The sequence below is a fragment of the Lolliginicoccus suaedae genome (assembly GCF_008312885.1).
Classification (GTDB): Bacteria; Actinomycetota; Actinomycetes; order Mycobacteriales; family Mycobacteriaceae; genus Lolliginicoccus; species Lolliginicoccus suaedae.
This window is the reverse complement of record NZ_VSSO01000003.1, coordinates 59,362-74,657: the sequence shown is the minus strand read 5'-3', so window position 1 is coordinate 74,657 and position 15,296 is coordinate 59,362. Positions and strand designations below refer to the sequence as shown.

16 protein-coding genes are annotated in these 15,296 nt (G+C 68.1%); 14 read left to right on the top strand and 2 right to left on the bottom strand.

Annotated features, from left to right (window positions below; all coding sequences use genetic code 11):
• The first annotated feature begins 39 nt into the window (after window positions 1-39).
• From hisF to FXO18_RS09465, 14 genes are all read left to right on the top strand, one after another.
• Window positions 40-813, top strand: a complete 774-nt coding sequence (hisF, locus tag FXO18_RS09530) for an imidazole glycerol phosphate synthase subunit HisF (RefSeq protein ID WP_149360892.1) — start codon at window positions 40-42, stop codon at window positions 811-813.
• The gene (gene hisI, locus FXO18_RS09525) at window positions 810-1,190 is read left to right on the top strand and encodes a phosphoribosyl-AMP cyclohydrolase (protein WP_149360891.1); all 381 of its coding nucleotides are present in this window, start codon (window positions 810-812) and stop codon (window positions 1,188-1,190) included. The genes hisF and hisI overlap by 4 nt, the downstream gene beginning before the upstream one ends.
• A 48-nt stretch (window positions 1,191-1,238) precedes the next feature.
• Window positions 1,239-1,418, top strand: a complete 180-nt coding sequence (locus FXO18_RS09520) for a tautomerase family protein (protein WP_149360890.1) — start codon at window positions 1,239-1,241, stop codon at window positions 1,416-1,418.
• A 105-nt stretch (window positions 1,419-1,523) separates the two neighbouring features.
• A complete protein-coding gene (locus FXO18_RS09515) occupies window positions 1,524-2,291 on the top strand; it encodes a dioxygenase family protein (RefSeq protein WP_149361278.1) in 768 nt (255 codons plus the stop codon).
• 78 nt (window positions 2,292-2,369) lie between these two features.
• Window positions 2,370-3,959, top strand: a complete 1,590-nt coding sequence (locus FXO18_RS09510) for an anthranilate synthase component I (RefSeq protein WP_235900582.1) — start codon at window positions 2,370-2,372, stop codon at window positions 3,957-3,959.
• The gene (locus FXO18_RS09505; protein WP_149360888.1) at window positions 3,956-4,609 is read left to right on the top strand and encodes a TIGR02234 family membrane protein; all 654 of its coding nucleotides are present in this window, start codon (window positions 3,956-3,958) and stop codon (window positions 4,607-4,609) included. The genes FXO18_RS09510 and FXO18_RS09505 overlap by 4 nt, the downstream gene beginning before the upstream one ends.
• A 91-nt stretch (window positions 4,610-4,700) precedes the next feature.
• A complete protein-coding gene (gene trpC, locus FXO18_RS09500) occupies window positions 4,701-5,516 on the top strand; it encodes an indole-3-glycerol phosphate synthase TrpC (protein ID WP_149360887.1) in 816 nt (271 codons plus the stop codon).
• A 125-nt stretch (window positions 5,517-5,641) separates the two neighbouring features.
• The gene (gene trpB, locus FXO18_RS09495) at window positions 5,642-6,904 is read left to right on the top strand and encodes a tryptophan synthase subunit beta (RefSeq protein WP_149361277.1); all 1,263 of its coding nucleotides are present in this window, start codon (window positions 5,642-5,644) and stop codon (window positions 6,902-6,904) included.
• Entirely contained in the window at window positions 6,901-7,731 is an 831-nt protein-coding gene (gene trpA / locus FXO18_RS09490; protein WP_407936458.1) for a tryptophan synthase subunit alpha, read from the top strand. Before trpB ends, trpA begins: the two co-directional genes overlap by 4 nt.
• A gap of 71 nt (window positions 7,732-7,802) precedes the next feature.
• Complete coding sequence (gene lgt / locus FXO18_RS09485) at window positions 7,803-8,819, top strand: prolipoprotein diacylglyceryl transferase (protein ID WP_149360885.1); 1,017 nt, start codon at window positions 7,803-7,805, stop codon at window positions 8,817-8,819.
• Window positions 8,820-8,848: 29 nt separating this feature from the next.
• The gene (locus FXO18_RS09480) at window positions 8,849-9,310 is read left to right on the top strand and encodes a DUF2752 domain-containing protein (protein WP_149360884.1); all 462 of its coding nucleotides are present in this window, start codon (window positions 8,849-8,851) and stop codon (window positions 9,308-9,310) included.
• Window positions 9,311-9,437: 127 nt separating this feature from the next.
• The gene (gene pyk / locus FXO18_RS09475; protein ID WP_149360883.1) at window positions 9,438-10,859 is read left to right on the top strand and encodes a pyruvate kinase; all 1,422 of its coding nucleotides are present in this window, start codon (window positions 9,438-9,440) and stop codon (window positions 10,857-10,859) included.
• 229 nt (window positions 10,860-11,088) lie between these two features.
• Entirely contained in the window at window positions 11,089-11,847 is a 759-nt protein-coding gene (locus FXO18_RS09470) for a potassium channel family protein (RefSeq protein WP_149360882.1), read from the top strand.
• Between the two features lie 319 nt (window positions 11,848-12,166).
• On the top strand, window positions 12,167-13,093 hold the full coding sequence (locus FXO18_RS09465; RefSeq protein ID WP_149360881.1) for a hypothetical protein: 927 nt from the start codon (window positions 12,167-12,169) through the stop codon (window positions 13,091-13,093).
• 16 nt (window positions 13,094-13,109) lie between these two features.
• On the opposite strand, the gene FXO18_RS09460 is transcribed toward FXO18_RS09465, so the two are convergent.
• Both FXO18_RS09460 and FXO18_RS09455 read right to left on the bottom strand, forming a co-directional pair.
• A complete protein-coding gene (locus FXO18_RS09460; protein ID WP_149360880.1) occupies window positions 13,110-13,850 on the bottom strand; it encodes a phage terminase large subunit family protein in 741 nt (246 codons plus the stop codon).
• 12 nt (window positions 13,851-13,862) lie between these two features.
• Complete coding sequence (locus FXO18_RS09455) at window positions 13,863-14,732, bottom strand: hypothetical protein (protein ID WP_149360879.1); 870 nt, start codon at window positions 14,730-14,732, stop codon at window positions 13,863-13,865.
• Window positions 14,733-15,296: the final 564 nt, after the last annotated feature.

Below are 15,296 nucleotides of genomic sequence, written 5' to 3'. Positions count from 1 at the left end.
CGCGGCATCGCGGACGATGAATGTGGTGAAGGAGAGCGGATGAGCCTGGCAGTGCGTGTCATTCCATGCCTGGATGTCGACAATGGTCGCGTCGTCAAGGGCGTGAACTTCCAGAACCTGCGTGATGCCGGTGATCCCGTGGAGCTCGCCGCGGCCTATGACGCCCAGGGCGCCGATGAGCTGACGTTCCTCGACGTCACCGCGTCCACCGGTGACCGCGGCACGATGATCGACGTGGTGCGCCGCACCGCCGAGCAGGTTTTCATCCCCCTGACCGTTGGTGGCGGCGTGCGCTCGGTGGAGGATGTGAACCAGCTCCTGCGGGCCGGGGCCGACAAGGTCAGCGTGAACACCGCGGCGATCCGTCGCCCGGAGCTGCTGCGCGAGCTATCCACGCGGTTCGGCTCGCAGTGCATCGTGCTGTCGGTCGATGCGCGGACGGTGCCGGATGGGCAGGATGACACCCCGTCGGGCTGGGAGGTGACCACCCACGGTGGCAAGAAGGGCACCGGGATCGATGCGGTCGAGTGGGCGGTGCGCGGCGCGGAGCTCGGGGTGGGGGAGATCCTGCTCAACTCGATGGATGCCGATGGCACGAAGGCTGGCTTCGATCTGCCGATGATCCGTGCGGTGCGGGCCGCGGTGGACATCCCGGTGATCGCGTCCGGTGGCGCGGGCACGGCGCGGCATTTCCCGCCCGCGGTGAAGGCGGGAGCGGACGCGGTGCTCGCGGCGAGCGTCTTCCACTTCGGGGACATGACTGTTGGTGACGTCAAGGACGCGATGCGCGCGGATGGGATCGTGGTGCGATGAGCAGCAGCGAGATCGCGGCGGCGCGGCTCGATCCGGCGATCGCGGCGCGGCTGAAGCGCAACGCGGATGGCCTGGTGGCCGCGGTGGCGCAGGAGCGGGGGACCGGGGATGTGCTGATGCTGGCGTGGATGGACGACCATGCGCTCGCCCACACCCTCGCGACCCGCAAGGGCACATACTTCTCGCGCAGCCGGGGCGAGTACTGGGTGAAGGGGGAGACCTCGGGCCACACCCAGCATGTGCACGAGGCGCGCATCGACTGCGACGGCGATACCGTGCTGCTCGTGGTCGATCAGGTGGGGCCGGCCTGCCATACGGGCGTGCACACGTGCTTCACCGGTGATGAGCGGGTGCTGCTGCCGCTCGATGAGGGCTAGGGGCTACTAGCCGCGCTCCGGCGACGGCCGTGGGGCACACTGGATGCCATGCCGTTGATCCAGATCTCCCAGACCCCTGGCCTGACCGATGAGCAGAAGCGTGCCGCGATCGAGGCGGTGACCCAGGCCTACTGCGCCGCGACCGGCAAGAGCGAGAGCGCTGTGTGGGTCGTGATGACCGATGTGCCGCGCGCGAGCTGGGGCGTGGGCGGCGTTCCGCTGGGCTGAGACTGATGGCCCGGTTCGTGTGATCCGGGAAATAGTTGCTGGACTTCCGCTACCCCCAGGCGTGATAATTGCGCGAGCAACTATTTAGGAGATCCGATGGCCGCGATGCCCGTCCTGTTCCTCAGCCACGGTGCGCCACCACTGGTCGATGACGCTCGCTGGGTCGGTCAGCTCCAGCGCTGGGCCCGCGGGCTGCCGCGCCCTACCAGCATCCTCATCGTCTCCGCGCACTGGGAATCCGCCCCGCTGACCATCGGCGCGACCGCCGACGCGGTCCCCCTCGTCTATGACTTCTGGGGGTTCCCGCAGCGCTTCTACGACGTGACCTACCCGTCGCCCGGCGCCCCCGGGCTCGCTGATCTCATCGCATCGCTCGCTCCCGATGAGCACGAGGTGATCCGCCAGCCCCACCGCGGCCTCGACCACGGCGCCTACGTGCCGCTGACCGTCATGTACCCCGAGGCCGACATTCCCGTGCTGCAGATCTCGCTGCCCACCCTCGAGCCCCACGCGCTGCTCTCCCTCGGCGAGCGGCTCCGGCCCCTGCGCGAGCAAGGAGTGCTCATCATCGGCTCCGGCTTCACCACCCACGGGCTGCCCTACCTCACCGACCCCACCGCCGGTGCCACCCCGCCCGGATGGTCCAGCGAGTTCGACCACTGGACCGCCGAGACGCTCGCGCGCGCCGACCTCGACACCCTTCTCGACTTCCGCCACGCCGCCCCGGGGATGCCCTACGCGCACCCCAGTACCGAGCATTTCGCGCCGCTGTTCGTCGCGCTCGGCGCCTCCAGCGACCCCGAGCAGGTCCCCGATCAGGTGATCGACGGATACTGGATGGGCCTGGCCAAGCGATCCATCCAGCTCTCCTGAGCCTTGCCGCACCCCTGCGGCATGCCCCCGGGCTCCACCGGGTGTGACGCGCGCGGCCCGTCCTGCAAGGATGGGGGCATGCACGATTCGACGACCACGCGGGAACAATTCCATCACCTGGCGGCCGAGCACAGGGTCGTGCCCGTGACCCGCAAGGTCCTCGCCGACGCCGAGACCCCCGTCTCCGCCTACCGGAAGCTCGCGGGCAACCGGGCCGGAACGTTCCTGCTCGAGTCCGCCGAGAATGGCCGATCCTGGTCGCGCTGGTCGTTCATCGGCGCCGCGAGCACCTGCGCCCTCACAGTGCGCGATGGCGACGCCGTGTGGATCGGCGGAGCACCGCAGGGCGCCCCCTCCGGCGGCGATCCCATCGCGGCCCTGCGCGACACCCTCGCCCTGCTCGAGAGCGAGCACATCGACGGCATGCCACCACTGACCGGTGGGCTCGTCGGCTACCTCGGCTACGACATCGTGCGACGCCTGGAGAAGCTGCCCGAGCACACCACCGACGACCTGCGCGTCCCCGAGATGGTCATGCTGCTCGCCACCGACTTCGCGGCGTTCGACCACCACGAGGGCAGCATCACGCTGATCGCCAACGCCGTCAACTGGGACGGCACCGCCGAGCGCGCGGACGAGGCCTATGACGCCGCGGTGGCCAGGCTCGACGCGATGACCGCCGCCCTCGGCGCCCCCGCTGCCTCGACCGTCTCGACCTTCAGCCGCCCCGAGCCAGATTTCGTGCGGCAGCGCACCAGCGAGGAGTTCGGCGCAGCGGTGACCCAGGTCGTCCACGAGATCGAGGAGGGCGAGGCCTTCCAGGTGGTGCTCTCGCAGCGCTTCGAGATGGACACCGATGCGGATGGGCTCGACGTCTATCGCATGCTGCGGGCCTCCAACCCGAGCCCCTACATGTACCTGATGCGCGTACCGGCCGACCCGGGCGCGGGCGCTACCGCCGAGGGGCTGCCCGACGAGACCGCCTTCACGATCGTGGGCTCGAGCCCCGAGGCCCTGGTGACCGTCCAGGAGGGCGTCGCCACCACCCATCCGATCGCGGGGACCCGCTGGCGCGGCGCGAGCGACGAGGACGACATTCTTCTGGAGAAGGACCTCCTCGCCGACGAGAAGGAGAACGCCGAGCACCTCATGCTTGTCGATCTCGGCCGCAACGACCTCGGCCGGGTCTGCCGCCCCGGCACCGTCAAGGTGTCCGACTATCGCCACATCGAGCGATACAGCCATGTGATGCACATGGTGTCGACCGTGTCCGGGCAGCTCACGGAGGGACGGACCGCTCTTGACGCGATCACCGCCTGCTTCCCGGCCGGCACCTTGTCCGGCGCGCCGAAGGTCCGCGCCATGGAGCTGATCGACGAGCTCGAGCTGACCCGGCGCGGGCTTTACGGCGGCATCGTCGGCTACCTCGATTTCACTGGCAACGCCGATACCGCCATCGCGATCCGCACCGCGCTGCTCAAGGACGGCAAGGCGTATGTGCAGGCTGGTGGTGGCATCGTCGCCGACTCGCAGCCCGAGTACGAGGACAACGAATCTCGCAGCAAGGCGATGGCAGTGTTGAAGGCTGTCGCTGCGGCGGGCACCATCGAGCCCATGCCCGCCCCTGCACCTGTAACCCCTGCACCTGGAACCCCTGAGCCCTCATGAGCGCGACGGAAGGCGGGAAGTCCCGGCGGCGCGCGCTGCTGCTCGCGCTGCTCGGTGCCGCGCTGCTCTGGGCGTCATCGCGGTTGTCCTGGGTGTCCTACACCGTGGTCGATGGCCTGCGGCCGCCCTATGACGCCACGATCGTGGGTGCTGATTGGGCGGCCGCGCTCGCCCCGCTCTCCCTCGCGATCGGGGCGGCGCTGCTCGTCGCCCTCGTGGCCCGCGGCCGCGCGCAGCCGGTCCTCGCTCTCGCGATCGGCATCCTCTCCGCCCTCGCGCTCATCGAGCCGGCCCGGATGGTCCTGGGCGGGCTCGACGCGGATCGCGTGGCACGGCTCGCCGAGCTGCCCGCGCGGGCGGAGGCCACCGGGATCGAGGGCAATCCCGTGGCGCCTCTCGTTGCTGTTGCCGCTGCCGCGCTGGGGCTCGCCGCCGCAGTGCTGCTGGCGCGTGCTCCGCGACCGGGAGCCAAGCTGGACAACGCGTACACGACGCCGGCGGTGCGCAAGGAGAACGCCCGGACGGGCCTGGCGACCGGGCCGATTTCGGCGCGGGAAGGGTCAGGCATACCATTGAGCGATCGGTTGCTCTGGGACGCGCTCGACGCGGGCGAGGACCCGACCACCGATGGCCCTGAGCCAAGGCCCTAGACGACAACGAGCAATGACGGTGCTTCGTGATGAATGATCGACCGCGCAGCGCGGGATGCACTCGTCGACGGAAAGGACACGTGGGGGCAGGATGACCGTTCTCGACTCCATACTCGACGGCGTGCGTGCGGATGTCGCGGCCAGGGAGTCCGCCCTTGACCTCGCGGCGGTGAAGAAGCTGGCCAAGGCGGCACCGGATCCACTCGATGCGGCGGCAGCGCTGCGCGAGCCCGGCATCGCAGTGATCGCCGAGGTCAAGCGGGCGAGCCCGTCGAAGGGCGCGCTGGCCAACATCCCCGATCCTGCTGTCCTCGCTCACGAGTACGAGCTCGGTGGTGCCCGCGTGATCAGCGTCCTCACCGAGGAGCGCCGCTTCCAGGGATCCCTCGCAGATCTCGACGCCGTCCGTGCCGCGGTGCGCATCCCGGTGCTCCGCAAGGATTTCGTCGTCGGCCCCTACCAGGTCCATGAAGCACGTGCCCATGGCGCCGACCTGATCCTGCTGATCGTTGCCGCGCTCGAGCAGGACGTGCTCGTCTCGCTGCTCGACAGGACCGAGTCGCTGGGAATGACCGCGCTCGTGGAGGTGCATACCGAGGCGGAGGCGGACCGGGCGCTCGAGGCCGGTGCCAGCGTGATCGGTGTGAATGCTCGCGATCTGAAGACGCTCGAGGTCGACCGGGACTGCTTCGCGCGGATCGCGCCCGGCCTGCCCAGCAATGTCATCAAGATCGCGGAGTCCGGCGTTCGCGGCCCGGCCGATCTGCTGGCCTACGCTGGCGCCGGTGCTGACGCCGTTCTGGTCGGGGAGGGCCTCGTGACCAGTGGCGATCCGCGAGCGGCCGTGTCCGATCTCGTGACCGCGGGCACGCACCCCTCCTGCCCGAAGCCAGCGCGCAAGGGATGAACCGCGACGCGGCGGGGCCAGCCACCGACATGGGAACAGGAAGTAGCGAAGTGGGGCAGACTGGCGGCATGACGCCGTTCGAAACTGTTGATCTCAAGGCAGCCGCGCAGCCAGGCGGGCAGCACATGCCCCGGGCCAGTGCCGGGCTCACCGAGCGCAGTCCGTCCGACCCCGACGCTGGCGGGCACTTCGGGGCCTTCGGAGGCCGGTACGTGCCCGAGGCCCTGATGGCCGTGATCGAGGAGACCACAGCGGAGTACGAGAAGGCCCGCGCCGACGAGGGCTTCCTCAACGAGCTTGATCGCCTGCAGCGCGACTACTCCGGGCGGCCCTCCCCGCTCTACGAGGCGAAGCGGCTCAGCGAGCATGCCGGGGGAGCGAGGATCTTTCTCAAGCGGGAGGATCTCAACCACACCGGCTCGCACAAGATCAACAACGTGCTCGGCCAGGCCCTCCTCGCCCAGCGCATGGGCAAGACCCGCGTCATCGCCGAGACCGGCGCCGGGCAGCACGGCGTGGCCACCGCCACGGCCTGCGCCCTGCTCGGCCTCGACTGCGTGATCTACATGGGCAAGGTGGATACCGACCGGCAGGCCCTCAACGTGGCCCGCATGCGACTCCTCGGCGCAGAAGTCGTCGCCGTGGAGACCGGCTCGAAGACCCTCAAGGACGCCATCAACGAGGCCCTGCGCGACTGGGTCGCTCATGCCGACGACACCTACTACTGCTTCGGCACCGTCGCCGGCCCCCACCCCTTCCCGCTGATGGTGCGGGACTTCCAGCGCATCATCGGGCTCGAGGCCCGCGTCCAGATCCAGGCGCTCGCCGGTCGGCTTCCCGATGCCGCCGTGGCTTGCGTCGGCGGCGGCTCCAACGCCATCGGATTGTTCCACGCCTTCATCGGTGACCCTGGGGTCCGGCTCATCGGCATCGAGGCCGGCGGCGACGGCGTCGATACCGGGCGCCACGCGGCCACGATCGGTGGCGGCACGCCCGGTGCCCTGCATGGTGCCTACTCGTACCTGCTTCAGGACGACGACGGCCAGACCATCGAATCGCACTCGATCTCCGCGGGCCTCGACTACCCCGGAGTCGGCCCGGAGCATTCCTACCTCAACGACATCGGTCGCGCTGAGTACCGCTCGGCCACCGATACTGAAGCCATGGATGCCTTCGCGCTGCTATGCCGCACCGAGGGGATCATTCCGGCCATCGAGTCCGCGCACGCCATCGCCGGGGCGCTCGTGCTCGGTCGCGAGCTCGGCGAGAAAGCGATCATCGTGGTGAACCTCTCGGGACGCGGGGACAAGGACGTCGCCACCGCAGCGCAATGGTTCGAGCTCGCTCCCGCCAGCGCCACCGAGACCGAAGGGGAGACCGCGCCGTGACCGCACCCATCAGCTCCAGCGATCCATCGACATCCCGCCTCGCGCCGATCTTCGCGCGCTGCAAGGCCGAGGGGCGCTCCGCTCTCGTCGGGTACCTCCCCGCCGGCTACCCCGACAAGGCGACCTCCCTCGAGCTCTTCGCCGCGCTCGTCGAGGCAGGCTGCGACCTCATCGAGGTCGGCGTCCCGTACTCCGATCCCGTCATGGACGGCCCCACCATCCAGAACGCCGCCGGGACCGCCCGGCGCAACGGCTTCCGGGTCCGGGATGTGTTCGATTCGGTCGCGCACATCAAGGCGCTCGGTGGCAACGCCGTGGTCATGTCCTACTGGAACCCGGTGCTCAAGTATGGCGTGGATGCGTTCGCCCGCGATCTCGCCGCAGCGGGCGGGCTCGGGCTCATCACACCGGACCTGATCCCCGACGAGGCGCACGACTGGATCGCCGCATCCACCGAGCATGGCCTTGACCGGATCTTCCTCGTCGCCCCGTCCTCCACCGAGGAGCGGCTCGCCACCACCCTCGACCAGTGCCGTGGCTTCGTCTACGCCGCATCCACCATGGGCGTCACCGGCGCACGGGATGCCGTGTCCCACTCCGCGCCCGACCTCGTGGCCCGCATCCGCCAGCACAGCGACATCCCCATCGGGATCGGGCTCGGCGTGCGCGACCGTGCCCAGGCTGCCGAGATCGCCCGCTACGCCGATGCGGTCATCGTGGGCTCCGCACTCGTCAGCGCCGCCGAGGACAGCATCGACGCGGTCTCGGTGCTCACGCGCGAGCTTGCTGCCGGAGTACGCGAGCCGCACGCTTCCGCTACCGTGTGAAGTGGTCCACCTGCTCGGGGAGACACGCGCTCCCCGCGGCGTCCCATGCCTAGCCAATCGAGGGGAAAGCTGTGAACCAGGGCTCTCCAGCCGCTACAACGGTTGATCTGCTCGCGTACATCCCGAGCCCGCCGCAGGGCGTGTGGTACATCGGTCCGTTCGCGCTGCGCGCCTACGCGCTGTTCATCATCGTCGGCATCATCGTCGCCATCACCTGGGGCGATCGGCGCTGGCAGGCACGCGGCGGCGAGCCCGGCACCGTGCTCGACATCGCGCTGTGGGCCATCCCGTTCGGCTTCGTCGGTGGCCGCGCGTACCACGTGATGACCGACTGGCAGAAGTACTTCGGCGAGGGCGCCAACCCGATCGATGCGCTGAAGGTCTGGCAGGGCGGTCTCGGCATCTGGGGCGCTGTCGCGTTCGGTGCCCTCGGCGCGTGGATCGGCTGCCGGGCCAAGGGAGTGCCGCTGCCAGCATTCGGCGATGCCGTCGCGCCGGGCATCCTCCTCGCCCAGGGCATCGGTCGCCTCGGCAACTACTTCAACCAAGAGCTCTACGGCCGCAGCACCGACCTTCCGTGGGGCCTGGAGATCTACACCCGCCTCGACGCCGAGGGCCGCATCGACAACCTCAATGGCGTGTCCACCGGCCAGCTCGTGGACGTGGTGCATCCGACGTTCCTCTACGAGCTTCTCTGGAACGTCTTCTTCGTCGTGGTGCTCGTGCTGATCGACCGCAAGCTCCGCATCGGCCACGGCCGGTTGTTCGCGCTCTACGTCGCTGGCTACAGCTTCGGCAGGTTCTGGGTCGAGCTGATGCGTGCCGACCCGGCCAACGAGTTCTTCGGCATCCGCATCAACTCCTACACCTCCGCCATCGTGTTCACCGGCGCGATCATCTACGTCCTGCTCGCGCGCAAGGGCCGGGAGGATCCCGCGACGCTCCAGCCCGCGGGAAGACACCCCGATGCAGGCACGGGCGCTGATGCTTCCGACGGCGATGCCGCACCCGTGGGGGCCGGCGAGCACACCGAGGATGGGGAACAGCGCGATCCCGACAGCGGCGACAGCGCGTCGGGCTCCCGCTGACCCCGAGCGAGCGATAGGGAGGCAGACCCATGGCAGGCCAGTCCGGGAGGAGCCCGGTTCCGCATGCGGAACCGCACCACTCCGGCTGCAGCCACGGGCCTGGCCCGCGCAACAAGGTGCACGCGGTCGCCCTCGCCGCCCTGCTCGGCGGAGGGTGCCTCTACCTCTGGGCGTTCAGCCCCCACGACAGCTCCTCGGTATACCCGATCTGCCCGACCAAGCTACTGACTGGCCTGGACTGCCCCGGCTGCGGCGCGCTGCGCATGGGGCACGACCTGCTCCGCGGCGATCTCGTGGCCGCCGCGCATGACAATGCGTTCCTCCTCGGACTCGCGCCGGTGCTCCTCGGCTACGGCGGCTGGCTCGCCTGGCAACGCTCCCGGGGCCGCGCGACGCGAGTACCGTGGCGGGCCGTCATCGCTATCACAGCGCTCGCGATCATCTGGGGGATCGTCCGCAACATCCCTGGCTTTCCGCTCGTGCCGGGCTAGCCGATGCCGGGCCACGGCGCGCTGGGACAGCTAGTAGACAGTCGTGAGCGGCCGGGAGCGAGAATTCCTTGCCCGTTCATTCCGTGCGATGCAGACACTCCCAACCCGGGCGACTATGTTGGTGACTGTGAAACGTCGAGCGAAGATCGTGTGCACCCTGGGGCCCGCCACCGGCACCGAGGAGATGGTGAAGCAGCTCATCGACAGCGGCATGAACGTCGCGCGCCTCAACATGAGCCACGGCGACCATGCCACCCATGAGCAGAACTACCAGCATGTCCGCGCTGCGGCCGAGGCCGCTGGCCGCAACGTGGGCATCCTTGCTGACCTCCAGGGGCCCAAGATCCGGCTCGGGCGGTTCGAGGACGGCGGCGCCACACACTGGGCGAGCGGCGAGGAAGTCCGCATCAGCATCGAGGACTGCCCCGGCACCCACGATCGTGTATCGACCACCTACAAGGGCCTCGCCGAGGACGCGCGCGCCGGTGATCGGCTGCTCATCGACGACGGCAAGGTCGGCCTCGTGGTCACCGCCGTCGAGGGCCCGGACGTAGTGTGCCGTGTCGTCGAGGGCGGGCCCGTCAGCAACAACAAGGGCATCTCGCTGCCCGGCATGAACGTCTCGGTGCCCGCGCTCTCCGAGAAGGACATCGAGGACCTCGAGTTCGCGCTGCGCCTCGGCGTGGACCTGATCGCCCTGTCGTTCGTGCGGTCACCGTCCGACATCGAGCTCGTCCACGACGTCATGGATCGGGTGGGCCGCCGCGTCCCGGTCATCGCGAAGCTCGAGAAGCCCGAGGCGATCGCCAACCTCGAGGCGATCGTCCTCGCCTTCGATGCCATCATGGTCGCCCGTGGCGACCTCGGCGTCGAGATGCCCCTCGAGCAGGTGCCGGTCGTGCAGAAGCGCGTGATCCAGGTGGCGCGCGAGAACGCCAAGCCCGTGATCGTCGCGACGCAGATGCTCGAATCAATGATCACCAACGCCCGCCCCACCAGGGCAGAGGCATCCGATGTGGCCAATGCCGTGCTCGACGGCGCGGACGCGCTGATGCTGTCGGGCGAGACGTCGGTGGGCCAGTACGCGCTCGAGGCGGTTCGCACCATGGCGCGGATCATCACCGCCGTCGAGGCCGAATCCACCGTCGTGCCACCGCTGACGCATGTGCCGCGCACCAAGCGGGGCGTGATCTCCTACGCGGCGCGCGACATCGGCGAGCGGCTCGAGGCGAAGGCCCTCGTCGCGTTCACCCAGTCCGGTGACACGGTGCGGCGCCTTGCCCGGCTGCACACCTCGCTGCCGCTGGTCGCCCTCACGCCGGTCCCCGCCGTGCACAACCAGTTGTCACTGACGTGGGGCACCGAGACGTTCACGGTGCCCTACGTGGAGAGCACCGATGAGATGATCCGCCAGGTGGATGAGGCATTGCTCTCGGTCGGTGGCTACGAGCGCGGCGACCGTGTGGTGATCGTCGCCGGGGCTCCTCCCGGCACCGTCGGCTCGACGAACCTCATCCAGGTGCATCGCATCGGCGAGGACGACCACTAGCGCGCGGTAGTGGGCGTCGGGCAGGGGCAGGCCGGGCACCGCTTGGCCCGGGCGGGCCCTCGGCGGGGCCAACCGCGCGCATTAGTGGAAACTTTTCCTCCCCTGAGCGGGAAAAGTTTCCACTCGCGCCCGCCAATGGTTGCAGCCAGGCAATGGTCCCAGCGCGCTGGAACGGTCAAAGCGCCAGGACTTTTTCGCCATCGAACCCTCGCCGTGGCACCATTCCTGGATGATCCGCCGCATTCCCGATCCACGATCCGTGCTGCCTCCGACCGAGTGGCCGATGGTGGGCGCCGCGATCGTCTACATCGTCGCCTACAGCGTCTCGGTGCTGCGGCCGGAGCCGGGAGTGCGCGCGGCCACCGAACTGATCATGGTGGGCGTATGGGTGGTCTTCGCTATCGACTACCTCGTGCGCTTCGTCGCGGCGGAGCGGAAGCTGCGATGGTTCCTGACCCACCCGCTGGAGCTCGCGATCGTGGCGCTGCCGATGCTGCGGCCGTTGCGGCTGCTGCGTGTGGTTATCGTCGTGCAGAAGCTCCATGCCTCGGTGGGCCGCACGCTGCATGGCCGGGTGGGCATCTATGCGGCGGCCTCGGCGACGCTGCTGATCTACATGGCATCGCTCGCGGTGCTCGACGCCGAGCGCAACGCCGCGGGCACGCAGATCACGAACTTCGGCGATGCTGTGTGGTGGTCCATCGTCACGGTCACGACCGTGGGCTACGGCGACATCGTGCTCGTCACGACAGTGGGTCGGATCATTGCGGTGCTGCTGATGTTCGGCGGCATCAGCATCATCGGTGTCATCACGGGCACCATCGCGTCGGTGATCGTCAATAGGGTCGCCGAGAACGATGAGACACAGGAAGCAGCGACGCGCGCGCAGGTGAACGCCCTCGACGAGCACATCGGCAAGCTGGAGGATCGGATCGCGGAGCTCGCGGAGCTGCTCTCGGACCAGGAGCGGGGACCGGGGCGGGGCTAGGTCACGAGGGGCTTGCCCGTTGGGGACCGGGCCGTACAAAGACCGGGCCGCAGTGGGACCGGGCCGCGCGGAATGGGTCCAGGGCGGGCCCGGCAGGAAGTGCCCTCGGTGAGACTCGAACTCTAGCGGCACCCCAGGTCAGCGGCTCGGAAACTGCCTTTTACCTGTGAAAAGGTGTATCGATGTAATTCGGTTTTCATAGGCTCTATCCCTGGTTCATAGGCGCAAATGTGGCCACGATGTGGCCGGTTTGGGCCACTGTGTGGCCACGCCGCGAGGCGATACCCGTCGAAGGGTGTGAGCCTGACAAGATCGAACCGTGCCGACAGACTCCGATCACGACGGGAACTCGCCCTCTGACCCAGACCTGCTGACTGCGCTCACGAACGCGGGCTGGCTTCTGGAACAGACAGTTGCGCATGTCCTCGCCGATGCGGATTGCCATCCCCGTCTCGGTTGGGCCTTTCAGGACGTCGATGACCCGAACAAGTCACGCGAGCTCGATGTCTACGGGTACCGCCAAGTGCTCCGAGACGAAGACGCACAGGTGATTGTCGCCACCAAGTTCCTCGTCGAGTGCAAGCAATCGACCATGCCCTACGTCGCTGTCGGTCGGACACTCCCCGCTTGGCAATTTAAGCGGCAACCGACTCAGCACAAGATTCCCGTCGAGGAATTGCGGTTCAAGATTCCTGACAGCAAGTCCTCCAGGCTGAAACCGGCCTGGGAGGTGCTTGGATTCGCCGACATCGCAAGGCAATGCGGTGAGGACTACTTCCGGGCGACTCAGTTAACTCGGCTTGAACGCGAGAGTGCCAACTGGTCCGCGACCAACAACGGCATCTTCACTTCGCTCGTGCATCCGTTGGCGAAAGCCATCCGCGCAGCACAACGCGACTACAAGGGATTAGCGAACTTCTCGTCCGTGGGTAAGCGAAAGAGGTTCGTGTACTTCGATCTCATCTTCCCCGTTGTAGTTACGAGCGCTGAGATCATTGTCGTGGACACGACATCAAGGGAGCCTGTCGTGTTGCGGCCGAAGTGGACGACAGCTCGACGACAGCTTGAAACCGAGTCAATCAAAGGCGTGTTCGACTTCGACGTCGTTAACGAAGCATCGTTCAGTGAGTGCGTGGCCGACCGCCTCGGGTTCGCCGACGCAATCGCCGCTGCCGTCGCCTCAGATCCACTCAGGTACACCGGAGAGACCTGGGAGCCTCCGATGCTAGAAGCCTCAGACCTGTAGAGGACGCCCTTCGCGGCTAGCGAACCGAAGTGCCGAAGCCTCCCGCAGAGAGGTAACCGGCGGCCTGTCTTGGGTCACTGGCCGCCTCGATTGCGGCTCGGTCGGGTCCGACCGTGCTCGCTTGCCAGCGGTTCGGCGACATTGGGGACGGGCGTCCGGTGATCGGTGCGGACGACGGTATGGCGATCGAGCCGAGGCCGCCACGGCGTCCGGCCAGATGATCGAAGCCCACCACAGCGGCGGCCACTCGGTCCGGTTGGTGTTTGCCGGAGAGCCACGTCGTCGCGGCCGCCTCGAACGTGGTCAGCTCGCCGACGATGCGGAACCGGCCGATCTCGGCGGCGTTGCGCAGACCGGCGGCCCGTTGCAAGGCGTCACCTCTGCCGCGCCACATCTTCACGCGCACCGGCCAGCGAAGGGCGATTGAGGCGTCAGACAGGATGCGCTGATAGGTCGTGCCGGTCGCGTAACCCTCGACGACGATCGCGGTGGCCTTGTGGGTGCGGGCAGCCTCGACGGCTCGGCGTGCCGATTGGTCGCTCGTCATCTGCCCGCTGTGGTCGGCGAGGAGGTACACGACGCCGTCGGGATCGAGCCCGAGGACGACGATCCCCGACTCATCGCCGTGGCCGGAGTCGGCCGGGTCCACAGCGACGATCGTGCGCAGCCGAAGAGGTGTGGTCGAGATCTGGTGATCGTCGAACCACGCGCGCTTGAACAGGCCACCTTCCGCCGGGACCGGGTCGCCTTGGTGCATCGTCTGCCACGTCTAGCTCGGTGTCGTGGACTTGATCGCCTCCCAGTCGCGGACACCTCGGGCGCTGTCCAATGGCGTACCCGGCTCGCGTTTGAGCGAGTCGAGGAGGCCCGGCTCGGCGATCGCCGGGAAGTTGAGCCGCTGCCACGCCTTCTGGCCGAGGAGGTACGTCTGAATGTCACCGACGCCGAAGCGAGTGCCGATACTCACCACACGACCGCCGGGGGAGAGACGTTGCCTGATCGCGGTCTCCCACACGGTGCGGAGCTTGCGCTGCCCGGTGCGGGACTCCGCCGACTCGGCTCCGCTGTGGAGGTCGTCGAGGATCAGTAGATCCGCCGAGATGCCGGGGAGGGCGGACTTGACGGCGAGGGCGGTCACGCCACCTCGACGTCCGGCCAGAGTCCAACGACCGGCGGCGGTCTTGTCGCCGAGTCCGATACCGAGGCGGTCCGGCAAGAGTGATCCGGTTTGCGCGTCCTTGGCGCCGGTTCCGTACTGCGAGATGATCGCCCGGATGCGCTCGGAGTGCGCGCGAGCCAGCTCCTCGCTGTGGGTGAAAATCACGATCCGTCGATCGGGGTCGAGAACGAGGCACCACACCGCAAACCAGATCACGCGCTGGCTCTTACCCCCCTGGCTTGGTGCCGAGACGAGCAGTCGAGCGCCGTCGGTCTCCGCGACCCAGACGAGGCCGAGTTCGAGCTTGCGCAGCCACCCCACTTGGCGGTTCGTAGGGTCGAGGGCGACGGCCAGATCGCCCGGCGTCACGTGGTCGCGCAAGCACCCGGCGCGGGCGATCTCTTGCGCGGCGATCGCCCTGCGCGCAGGATCTCCGGCGGCCAGCTCGGCTAGCCGGTCGAGCGTGCGGTTGTCGGTCACGGGCTACACCAATCCGGCGTCAACCATCGAGGCGAAAAGCGCGCTCGGCGAGTGACGATTCGGTGCCGAGCTATCTACGCAGTCGGAGTCGGTCAGGGTAAGGCGAGCTCGGCGGTATTAGGGACAGTTGGGCGATGTTCATGTGCACGACTACGGTCGGTCAAGATCGCTCAGAAGTAGATTGGCGGATTCCTAGGACAGATCACCCTTGGCGTTGCGCAGAACGCGCATACATCGGAGGTAATGCGGCCCGGTCGCGCGCCTGCCGTCGGCGCGGATCGTCGAGGGGGGCACCTAGGGATGTGTTGGCGGCGACTTGGTGCCGGAGGTTGTCGTTCTTGGGCACAACCTCGACCTTAAGAGTCGACGGTGCATGCGCTGCCAGCAGCGCCGCAGGTGTGCGCCGGGGATAGCGACAAACGGAATGACCAGCGATCGTCACTCGAGCAGCGCACGCCGTAGGACTCCATCTTCATCACGCCGAGGCTAGTCCTGGGCGCACCTGCGTTCGACGAACTGCGCGCCGAGTTGGGCGCGCGATGCGTGAACTTGCCGCGACGGCCA

What these genes read in the sequence shown, in the direction of transcription:
- trpC (WP_149360887.1), top strand. Translation starts at nt 4,701, where the DNA reads ATGACCGTTCTCGACTCCATACTCGACGGCGTGCGTGCGGATGTCGCG.
- FXO18_RS09470 (WP_149360882.1), top strand. Translation starts at nt 11,089, where the DNA reads ATGATCCGCCGCATTCCCGATCCACGATCCGTGCTGCCTCCGACCGAG.
- hisI (WP_149360891.1), top strand. Translation starts at nt 810, where the DNA reads ATGAGCAGCAGCGAGATCGCGGCGGCGCGGCTCGATCCGGCGATCGCG.
- FXO18_RS09520 (WP_149360890.1), top strand. Translation starts at nt 1,239, where the DNA reads ATGCCGTTGATCCAGATCTCCCAGACCCCTGGCCTGACCGATGAGCAG.
- FXO18_RS09480 (WP_149360884.1), top strand. Translation starts at nt 8,849, where the DNA reads ATGGCAGGCCAGTCCGGGAGGAGCCCGGTTCCGCATGCGGAACCGCAC.
- FXO18_RS09505 (WP_149360888.1), top strand. Translation starts at nt 3,956, where the DNA reads ATGAGCGCGACGGAAGGCGGGAAGTCCCGGCGGCGCGCGCTGCTGCTC.
- trpB (WP_149361277.1), top strand. Translation starts at nt 5,642, where the DNA reads ATGCCCCGGGCCAGTGCCGGGCTCACCGAGCGCAGTCCGTCCGACCCC.
- hisF (WP_149360892.1), top strand. Translation starts at nt 40, where the DNA reads ATGAGCCTGGCAGTGCGTGTCATTCCATGCCTGGATGTCGACAATGGT.
- FXO18_RS09460 (WP_149360880.1), bottom strand. Translation starts at nt 13,850, where the DNA reads ATGCACCAAGGCGACCCGGTCCCGGCGGAAGGTGGCCTGTTCAAGCGC.
- FXO18_RS09515 (WP_149361278.1), top strand. Translation starts at nt 1,524, where the DNA reads ATGCCCGTCCTGTTCCTCAGCCACGGTGCGCCACCACTGGTCGATGAC.
- FXO18_RS09510 (WP_235900582.1), top strand. Translation starts at nt 2,370, where the DNA reads ATGCACGATTCGACGACCACGCGGGAACAATTCCATCACCTGGCGGCC.